General features: G+C 68.9%; 6 protein-coding genes. 2 read left to right on the top strand and 4 right to left on the bottom strand.

Annotated features, from left to right (window positions below; genetic code table 11):
- The coding region (locus FLV34_RS37830; protein WP_187280847.1) for a cellulose binding domain-containing protein at positions 1–589 on the top strand (589 nt) is incomplete at its 5' end.
- Between the two features lie 64 nt (positions 590–653).
- Here FLV34_RS37830 and FLV34_RS43000 read toward each other — a convergent pair.
- From FLV34_RS43000 to FLV34_RS37810, 4 genes are all read right to left on the bottom strand, one after another.
- Positions 654–3,035 (bottom strand): ricin-type beta-trefoil lectin domain protein, encoded by a 2,382-nt coding sequence (locus FLV34_RS43000; RefSeq protein WP_261986059.1) that lies wholly within the window; start codon positions 3,033–3,035, stop codon positions 654–656.
- Positions 3,036–3,162: 127 nt separating this feature from the next.
- Positions 3,163–4,551, bottom strand: a complete 1,389-nt coding sequence (locus FLV34_RS37820) for a lectin (protein ID WP_147945435.1) — start codon at positions 4,549–4,551, stop codon at positions 3,163–3,165.
- A gap of 29 nt (positions 4,552–4,580) precedes the next feature.
- A complete protein-coding gene (locus FLV34_RS37815) occupies positions 4,581–6,110 on the bottom strand; it encodes an arabinofuranosidase catalytic domain-containing protein (protein ID WP_147945434.1) in 1,530 nt (509 codons plus the stop codon).
- A gap of 649 nt (positions 6,111–6,759) precedes the next feature.
- Complete coding sequence (locus tag FLV34_RS37810; RefSeq protein WP_142651577.1) at positions 6,760–7,500, bottom strand: FadR/GntR family transcriptional regulator; 741 nt, start codon at positions 7,498–7,500, stop codon at positions 6,760–6,762.
- Positions 7,501–7,932: 432 nt separating this feature from the next.
- Here FLV34_RS37810 and FLV34_RS42995 point away from each other — a divergent pair.
- A partial coding sequence (locus FLV34_RS42995) for an RICIN domain-containing protein (RefSeq protein WP_261986058.1) occupies positions 7,933–10,358 on the top strand: 2,426 nt, incomplete at its 3' end.

Genomic DNA, 10,358 nt, shown 5'->3' with positions numbered 1-10,358 from the left:
GTCGTCGTGGACCCGCACCCGCTACGGCGACACAAGCACCCAGGCCACCATCGAAGGCATCAGCATCTCCGGCGTCGGCCACCAACTCCCCATGAACGGCCAGCTCGCCTACGCCATCTCCTTCCTCGGCCTCGACAGCACCACCACACCCTCACCCTCACCCTCACCCAGCCCCTCGGCGAGCCCTTCGCCCAGCCCCTCCCCCAGCCCGTCGCCGAGCAGCACGCCGTCGCCGTCGCCGTCACCATCACCGTCGCCCAGCGGAGGCTCGGGGGCGTGCCGGGTCAGCGCGACCGTCAACGCCTGGAACGAGGGCCTGACCGAGCAGATCGCCGTCACCAACACCGGCTCCTCCACCGTCAACGGCTGGTCGCTGACCTTCACCCTGCCCAGCGGGCAGACCATCACCAACGGATGGAACGCCACCTACTCGCCCTCCAGCGGACAGGTCACGGCGCGGAACATGAGCTACAACGGCACGATCGCGCCCGGCTCCACCACCGAGATCGGCTTCCAGGCCACCCACACCGGCAACGCCGGCAAGCCCACCGCGTTCACTCTCAACGGAAACCCCTGCACGGTCGCCTAGGTCGATGCGCGGCCCGGACTTCCGGGCCGCGCATCTCCCGTGCACCGCCAGGGCGGCCGTCAACTCAGTTGCGGCTCCACTGCTGGTTGCTTCCGCCGTTGCAGGCCCACAGGACGATCTTCGTGCCGTTGGCCGTTCCGGCGCTGTAGGCGTCCAGGCACAGCCCGGACTGCACACCGGTGACGGTGCCGTCGGCGTTGATGTTCCACTGCTGGTTGGCCCCGCCGTTGCAGTCCCAGATGACGACCTGGGTGCCGTTGCTCGTCCCCTGGCCGGAGGCGTCCAGGCACTTGTCGCCGTACACCTGGAGCTGCTTGCCGGAGGTGTGGATCCACTGCTGGTTCGCCCCGCCGTTGCAGTCCCACAGCGCCACCTGGGTGCCGTTGGTGTGCGACTGGTTGGGCACGTCCACGCACCGGCCGCTGGCCAGACCGCGCAGCGCGGTGCCGTTGCCCGGCGTGCCGCCGCCCGGGCCCGGGGTGATGGACAGGTTGTCGAACTGGGCGGTCTCGGTGGTGCTGGTGCCCACGCCGATCTGGCCGGCGCCCCAGGTGCCGTCGGTGACCGAGGCCACCTGCGTCCCGTCGATGCTCGCGGTGATCGTGCCGCCGGACAAGCCCAGGGCCAGGGTGTGCCAGCGGCCGGTGCCGAGGGCGGCGACGCTTCCGCTGCGGATCGTCGTCATCGCGTTGTCGACGTTGTTGCGGATGATCTGCCAGGCGCCGCCGTCGGTCACCCTTAGGTAGTAGGCGTTCAGTCCCTCGGGGCCGAAGGCGTGCTGGGCGCCCGCCCGGCCGATCAGCTCCACGTAGCCGCTCTGCTCCAGCAGCACGTCCGCCGTGACCGTGTAGTTGCTCCAGCCCAGATCGCCCAGCAGGGCGTACGGGTGGGAACCGCCGGTCCAGAGGATCGGCTGGCGCGGGGCCATCTGGCGCACGCATCGGCCGGAGCGGCCGCCGCCGCAGCCCACGATCTCGAACGAGCCCTGCATGTCCATCAGGTACTTCGCCTCACGCCCCACCGCGTAGGAGTCGAAGTCGTCGGCGTACGGCAGGGCCATCGAGCCCCGGGAGGGACTGGTGGCGGTGCCCTTGCCCTGACCCGTCGTGGTGGTGATCGAGTAGACGTACCCCGGCTGGACCGTCAGCGAGAAGGCGCCGTTGGACGGGTTGACGTCGGCGGCGTGGACGAAGTGGTCGGCGGAGTTCCCCGAGTTGAGGTTGGTCGCCCACACGTGCACCTGCCCGGTGGACAGCCCGCCGGTCACGGTGAAGTTCAGCGTCTGGGCGCTGGTGGCGTCCATCGTCTCGATGATCGTGCTGTAGTCGGACCCGCTGGGCGACCTCAGCGACACGTAGCTGCCGTTGTTGCGGTTGCCGCCGATGTAGCCGCTGGAAGAGTCCAGATACTTCCAGCCGGGAGCGGTGAACTGCGTGGTGTGGGCCATCACCCAGGTGCTCTTGCCGATGGCGTAGTAACCGGACCACGGCTGCGGCGCCACCGCCACGCCCATCGTGGCGAAGGGCAGGTTCGGAGTGATGGCGGCCATGACCGGCCAGTTGATGTATGCGGTCATCTTCCCGTCGATGTAGTCCCGGTTGATGCCCCTGGCCATCGCCTTGGCCCCGTCGTTGTAGTCGTCGGAGCCGTTCTCACTGGCCCACAGCACCTTCCCGGAGTTGATCGCGGTGGTGGAGCTGGGACAGCTCGACTGTGGTCCGCGGTAACCGCAGACGTAGTGCGACCCGAACACGTCCACCGCGTTGCGGAAGGCGGCGTTGTTCGCCGCGTCGTCGGCGACGCCGAACCCCCAGTCGTCGGATGCGACGATCTTCACGTTGCCGAAGCCGCGGGAGTCCAGGGCCGCGTTGAGGTTGACGTACCAGTTCAGATCGCGGCCCTTCTCGTTCCAGCCGCCCAGGTAGTCGATGGTCAGCCCGTGGCTGTTCTTCGCACAGCCCAGCCAGTCGACCAGGTAGTTGATGGTGTCCTGGGACCAGAAGTTGCCGTTGCCGAGCCAGCCCGGGGCGCCCCAGGCGAGACCCGCCAGCTTGATGCCGGGGTTGCGGGCCTTGGCCTGCTCCATCAGCCACCATTCGTAGCCGCGGTCGCAGTTCAGGTCGCCGGAGGTGTGCCGGTGGCTCGGCTCGGCGCCGTCGGTGGAGTTGGTGTCGCCGCCGATCTCGACCTTCAGGATCTGCATCGACGCGCCGTACCCGGGCTTGAACAGGTAGTCCAGGATCTGCGACCGCTGCGGCTCGGGGTAGTCGATCAGCAGGCGGCTGTTGCCTCCGCCGCCGCTGATCGCGCCGACACCGTCGAAGGTGCGGCCGCCGGAACCACCGTTGATCGTGATTCCGACCGCCGCGTGCGCCGGCGTCACGGCCACCAGGGACATCGCGACGGACAGGAGCGCGACCGCCACACTCATGGCGACGCGCGCCACGCTTGCTCTTCGCCGACTCATCGGGGTCCTTTCGAAGGGGGTAGGGCGAGATCGAACAGGGCGACCGGCCGCCCGGGAGCAGGCGGACCGGTCACCCCGTCACGCGTCGTTCTGCTGGTCCTCCCGCTCAGACACGGGTCCATTTCTGGTTGTTCTGGCCGTTGCAGGTCCAGATGATGACCTTGCTGCCGTTGGCGGTGCCGTTGTTGTAGACGTCGAGGCACTTGTCGGCGCCGACGGCGGTGATGGAGCCGTCGGAGTTGAACCGCCACTTCTGGTTGTTCTGGCCGTTGCAGTCCCAGATGATCACGCTGGTGCCGTCGGCCGTGCCCGCGCCGTTGACGTCCAGGCACTTGTTGCCATAGACGCGCAGCTCACCGGCGCTGGTGGAGGTCCACTGCTGGTTGGACTGCCCGTTGCAGTCCCAGACCTGCACCGCCGCGCCGTTGGCCTGTGACACCCCGGTGACGTCCAGGCACCGCCCCGACCCCACGCCCCTGAGCGCGCTCGTGCTCCCCGACGGCGACGACGGAGACGGAGACGGAGAAGGTGACATCGGCGGAGACGGAGAAGGTGACGTCGGCGGGGGCGTCTGGAACTGCGTCAGGAACTTCCATGCCTCGGCCGAGGTCCAGGTCCGCCAGCCCTCACAGGAGCACCCGTCTATCGGACCCGGGGTGTGGCCCCCGTCGAACGCCGCCCAGACGACCGGATAGCCGGACCGGCACCCCGAATAGGCGGTGACGATGTGGCTCCGGCTGCCCGACCCCGGCTCGGGCGGATTCTGTGCGGTGCAGCCGTTGTTCCTGACGAACCTGTCGCGCAGCCCTCGCCCCTGCGAGATGTTGAGCACCGGGTCGCCGATGCCGTGCACTCCCATGTACGCGATGGGCTGGGTGCCGCCGTCGCACCCGCTGAGCTGGGCGCCGGAGTAGACCACGACCGCGCGGAAGACCGTCGCCCGGGCGCAGGCGAGCGCGTAGCTCATGCCGCCGCCGTAGCTGAAGCCCGTGGAGAAGATCTGGTCGGTGTCGACGCACAGGCCGGCTTCGATCTGCCGGAGCATGTCGTCGACGAAGGTCAGGTCCTGGCCGTTGGGGTTGGCCCAGCCGTTGTTGTTGCCCTGCGGCGCGACGAAGATCGTGCTGTTGTTCTCGGCGTCCGCGAGGCGCCTGAGCCCGTAGTACGACCAGTTGTACCCGTCGGTCCCGCCCGAGTCGACGTCGTTGGCGGTGCCGCCGTTCCAGTGGAACCCGAAGACCAGACGGTAGGGATGGTTGCTGTCGTAACCGGAGGGCACCCGCAGGATGTAGCTGCGATTCTGGCCGCCGCTCGCGATCGAGTGCGTGCCGCTCGCCAGTGCCGGGGCCTTGCCGCATCCGGCGGTCCCGGCGGCGGCCGCGGCGACCGCGCTGCTGTGCGTGGGCGGCGTGGTTCCGGCGAGCGCCGCACCCGCCGTTCCCAGGGCGACGAGCGCCGCCGCCGCGATGGCGGCGAAGAAGGATTTTCGGTTCAACGTGCTCAACTCCCTTTTCGCGGGCGGGGTCAGCGGTAGCCGGCGGCGACGATGTCGGCCTGCACGGCGTTCTCGGTCGCGTCGGAGGGATAGCCGGAGACCATCGCGCCCTCGTAGAAGGTCCCGGCGCTGAGGTTGGCGCCGCCGTCGGGCTTGCAGCAGTCGCCGCCGCTGCCCAGGACGATCGCGCCCTGCTTCTTCATGGGGCTGTAGCCCGGGGGAAGCGCGCCGTCATAGAGGGTGTAGAGGCTGCCGGACTGCGCGTTGCTGCCCTTGATGGCGAAGCGCGACGTTCCGTTGTTCTTCAGCGTCGCGGTGACGAACTTGCTGGTGAACGCCCGCTGGTTGGGGTTCCACGACTGGCTGCCACCGGGGTAGAGCCCCCATTCGAGGTCGGCCTGCACCCAGGGACCGGAGCCGGAGCAGCCGCCGAACCAGCAGCTCGTGCCGAAGTAGATGGCGTCCATCGCCCCGGCGGCGTCGGCCTTCCTGGTCGTCTCGCTGTTGCCGTAGTCGAAGCAGCAGCCGCTGTTGACGTGGGTGCCGCTGGTCACCATGTACATGCCCTCGGGCGCGGTCCCGGTCGGCACGCCGGTCAGGTGACCGTCACGCCAATAGCTGTTACCGGGGTTGATGTAGAGGGAGTAGGCCTTGTTGCCGCCCACCGACAGCGACTCGGTGGTGGCGATCGCGGGCTTGCTCTGCGGCGAGCCGGGCACCACGCTCGACCCCTGATACCACAGGTCGTTGCCGCGCCCGGACTGGTCGTACACGACAGTGATGACGCAGGTGGTGCCGGCGCAGAAGGAGTCCTGCGCCGCGGCGTCGGCGGTGCCGCCCGTGGTCAGCACGCCGATGTTCCTGGTCGCGTTGTCGGAGGAGCGCCGCACCTGGTAGAGGTTGCCGCTGTAGTTCGCGTACAGGGCGCGGGTCGTGCTGTGCGCGGCCACGCACGGCGTGCCCCCGGAGGCGTAGATGTCGCACGGGCGCGAGCCGGGCGGCGGCGGGCTCGGCGAGGTGGTGGGCCCGCCTCCGGCGGCCGACCACTTCTGGTTGCTCTGCCCGTTGCAGGTCCACAGGATGACGGCGGTGCCGTTGGCGGTGCCGGCGTGGTCCACGTCGAGGCACAGCCCCGACTGCGTCCCCGTGATCGACCCGTCGGAGTTCTGCCGCCACTTCTGGTTGTTCTGACCGTTGCACGACCAGATGATCACCTTCGTGCCCGGCGACGTTCCCTGGCCGTACGCGTCCACGCACCGCGTGCCGCCGAACGTCCGCAGCTCACCCGCCGAGGTGAACTCGAACGCCTGGTTGGCCTGGCCGTTGCAGTCCCAGATCTGCAGGCTCGTGCCCAGCGCGTCGGTGTTGCCCGCCACGTCGAGGCAGCGCCCCGACTGTGCGCCGACCAGCGGCGCCGTCGCTGCCGACGCCGGCGCCGACCAGGCCAGGGCGGTGGCGAGGAGGGCCGCGAGCGCTGCGACGAGGCAGGCCGCGACGGCCGCCGGTGAGCGACGCCCGCGAGCCGTACGGCCCGATGGGTCAACGGACGAAGAACGCATTGCTTTCACTCCTTGGGGGGAAGGCACAGCGGCCTTGGGGAAAGACCGGCGAGAAGGCATGGCGAAGACAGCCACGTGCTGAATCCGGGCGGACTCGCCGGAGCCGGCGAAAGGCGGTCGTGTCCCATGCGATGGGTCGCCGACGGGCGACTGTGAGAACGGCCATGCCCGTGGCGTGGGAGACCGAGACGATCCCGGGTCCTGGTCGCGGACCCGATCCGCGCGAAGGCGCATGTACGCGAGGAGGGGTCAGGGGTCCACGAACCGATTCGCCTCGGCCGGGGTGCCGGAACTTTCCGGAGCTCTCCGGAAACTCGGCCCCTGCTGCCTCCTGGCACTGGGCACGCGCCGTGTTAGCGCTAACAAATCGCCAGAGCGTCGATCCTTCCTGCCGGCGGATTGGGGGGTGGCGGGATGCTGCGAAGCAAATACGACCGTCCGATGCCTGTCAAGAGCCCCGTTTCCCGCGATTCAGGCCAGGGTGAGCACCTGCGGCCCCTTCCCCGTGCTCACAGCAGGGCACGCTCGCGATCTCCCGCCGGCCCGCGCGCATGAAAGATTCACCGGCCGTCATCCGCCGCCCGCCCCGCGCCCCGGGTGGGCCGTCTGCGTCGAAACGATTCGCCTCAGCAGTTCACACAGGATGGTCTCAGCCGGCCGGGGAGAACAGGCGCTGCTGGATCTCCTTGCGATAGTCGTCCAGCGTGGCGTCGATGTGCGCGGCGGCGGCGTGGGCCGCCGCCTCGGGATCACCGGCGCGGATGGCCTGGTGGATGGCCTCGTGTTCCTCGACGGCCTTCGCCGCGTGCCCGCCCACCGAACCGCGCAGCCCGATGATCGCCGACTGGGCCTGTAGCCGGCGGGCCTCCCGCACCGCGATCTGCAGGAACATGTTGTGCGAGGCCGTGGCGATGGCGGAGTGGAAGGCGTCGTCGCCCTCGTTGAACAGGTCCTCGCGTCCGGTCTCGAACCCTCGGCGGCAGACGGCGGCCGCGTCCTCGATGGCCCGCAGCTCCGCGGGGGCGGCGCGGCGGGCGGCCAGCCGGCTGGTCTCCATCTCCTGCGCCCGCCGGAACTCGAACAGCATGTAGACGTGGTCCAGGTCGGTGGGGAGGAAGAACGACGCGAACCGACCGGCGCCGAGCATCCCCTCGTCGTCGGCCACGTAGAGGCCGCGGCCCTTCTGCGCGCGCACCCGGCCCAGCGCGGAGAGGATCTTCACCGCCTCGCGGACGACGGTGCGGCTGGTTCCCAGCTGCCTGGCCAGGTCGTTCTCGGTCGGCATGCGGTCGCCCGGACGCAGGCCCAGCCGGGCGATGAGCTCCAGCACCTGCTCGGCCGCAACCTCGTAGCCGGGCCGATAGCCGCCCTCACGCGGGGTGTCGGTCACGGTGCTCCTTCCTCGCGATCTCAGCAAAAGTATGACTCCGCACGTGCCGACGCCCGCCGGCCGCCGGGGATGGCGTGCCGATGAGTACGAAACATTCTGGCGTTTCACCTGAAACGTTTAGTTCGTGCGGCCATGGCGATATGCGTTCGCACTGGTCAGCACGGTTATCGGCATTACGGCGAGATGACGCGTGCATGCCGGCCAGGAAAATAAGTGTGCTCAAGGTCTTGACGGGTCTCGGTGCCGCAACCGTAATTGGAAGCTGAGCACCCGGAGGAACCCTTCTTCCGGGCCCTGCGGCTGTACCACACGGCGGGTGTGTGGAGGCGCGCCGCATGCCTCCGCACCGTGGTCGGCCACGTCGGCTTCCATCGCCTCGCTCCACCCCGATCCCTCGTGGTGCCGGGTGAGGCCGCCCCCATGGAGAAGCACGTGACCGATCGGATCGAGCATCCGTCCCCACCGGTCGCGGTGTCGAGACCGCTTCTGGCCGTCCTCGTCATCGCGGCGCTGACCATGGCGATGACCATGGTCGCGCCGGCCACCGCGGCCCGCGCCGCCACCACGACCCTCTACGTCTCGCCCTCGGGCACCGGCAGCACCTGTTCGTCCGCACAGCCGTGCTCGCTGCCGGGCGCGCAGACGGCGGTGCGGTCGCGCAACGGCTCCATGTCGGGAGACATCGTCGTTCAGCTCGCCGACGGGGTCTACCGGCTCTCCGCGCCACTGCGGCTGACCGCCGCCGACTCCGGCACCAACGGATATCAGGTCATATGGCAGGCGGCCCCGTCGGCGCATCCCGTCATCAGCGGCGCCCGGGCGGTCACCGGCTGGACGCTCGCCGACCAGGCGAAGAACATCTGGCAGGCCAACGTCGGCACCGGGATCGACACCCGGCAGCTGTACGTCGACGGCGCCCTCGCCACGCGTGCCCGCACCCAGGTGAACCGGTCGGACTTCACCGCCACCGGCTCGGGGCTGAGGTTCGGCAACGGCACGCTGAGCTACCTGAACAACCTGGCCAGGCAGAACCGGGTCGAGCTGGAGAGCATCGGTTCGTTCACCGACCGATACGTGCGGGTGCAGAGCATCGGCGGCAACTTCATCACGATGCAGCAGCCCGGCTGGAACAACAACATCTTCGGCTACGACGTGTTCACCAGCCCGCACCGGGCGGGCCCGCTCTACATCGAGAACGCCTACGAGTTCCTCGACTCGCCGGGTGAGTGGTACATCGACCCCACGACCGGTGTGCTCTCCTACATCCCGCTCTCCGGGCAGAACATGAGCAGCACCAGCGTGGAGCTGCCGGTGCTGCAGTCGCTGGTGAACGTCGGCGGCACCTACGACGCGCCGGCGCACCACATCACGTTCAGCGGCATCACCTTCAGCGGCACCAGCTGGCTGGGCCCCAGCGGCAACCAGGGCTTCGCCGACCAGCAGACCGGCGCCTACATCGCGGGCAACTGGAACTGGCCGGGCGACCTGCCGAACTCCTGCCAGGAGGGCTGCCGGCAGTTCGAGGCCACCAGGCCGAACTGGTATCAGATGCCCGCGGCGGTGCAGGTGTCGGCGGCCGACCACATCACCTTCACCGACTCGCGGTTCCTCAACCTGGGCCAGACGGCGGTGGGCATCGGCAACGACGCCAACGCGCACGCCAGCGGCGTCGGCCTGGGCGCCCGTGACATCACGGTCACCCGGTCCGAGATCGCCCGCAGCTCGGCCGGCGGCATCGTGGTCGGGGGCGTGCGCGCCGACGCCCACCATCCCAGTGACCAGCGGATGGTCAACCGCGACATCACCATCACCGACAACCGCATCCACGACCTCGGGCTGGACTACCGGGGCGTCGTCTCGGTCCTGACCACGTACGTCACCACCACCGACGTGTCCCACAACGAGGTCTACAACATGCCCTACACCGGCATGTCGATCGGCTACGGGTGGGGCGCCAACGAGCCGGGCGGCAGCACACAGTACGCCAACCGGGGTCTGTACGACTACCAGCCGCGCTACACCACCGCCACGACCGCGTCGGGCAACCGGCTCGTCGGCAACTACGTGCACGACGTCATGCAGCAGATGACCGACGGCGGATGCATCTACACACTGTCGTGGAACCCGAACGCGCTGATCAGCGACAACTACTGCCTGCGGACCAACGGCTGGTTCGGGCTCTACTTCGACGAGGGCTCCAAGTACTACACCGTCAGGAACAACGTCTTCTCGAACACCGGCACCTGGGCCACCGCCAACTACTGGGGTGGCGAGAACATGGGCAACTTCACCGTCACGGGCAACTGGTCGACGAACGGCAGCACCAACATCACCAACGGTGACCGCGGCAACGTCGTCGGCAACAACGTGACCGTCGCCAACGGTCAGTGGCCGTCGGGTGCTCAGTCCGTGATCGCCTCCGCCGGACCCGGGAACGGCACGTCGACGCCCTCTCCGTCTCCGTCGTCGCCGTCGGGGAGCACGAGCGCGCTCAGAGGTGTGGGGTCGGGGCGGTGCCTGGACGTCACCGGGGTGTCGCAGGCCAACGGCGCGGCGGTGCAGGTCTGGGACTGCAACGGGCAGTCCAACCAGCAGTGGACCTCCACCAGCGCCGGTGAGCTGCGCGTCTATGGCAACAAGTGCCTGGACGTCAACGGCGCGGGCACGGCCGACGGCACCAGCGTGATCATCTGGGACTGCAACGGCCAGAACAACCAGAAGTGGCGGTTCAACTCAGACGGCTCCATCACCGCCGTCGGCGCCGACAAGTGCCTCGACGTCTACAACAACGGCACCGCCAACGGCAGCAAGGTCATCATCTGGACCTGCAACGGCCAGAACAACCAGAAATGGACCCG

It is taken from the genome of Microbispora sp. CSR-4, assembly GCF_008033685.1.
Lineage (GTDB): Bacteria > Actinomycetota > Actinomycetes > Streptosporangiales > Streptosporangiaceae > Microbispora.
The sequence above is the reverse complement of the archived record's forward strand: the minus strand, read 5'-3'. Positions and strand labels throughout refer to the sequence as shown.

Coding starts and splice junctions, on each gene's coding strand:
- FLV34_RS37815 (WP_147945434.1), bottom strand. CDS start 6,110: ATGCGTTCTTCGTCCGTTGACCCATCGGGCCGTACGGCTCGCGGGCGT.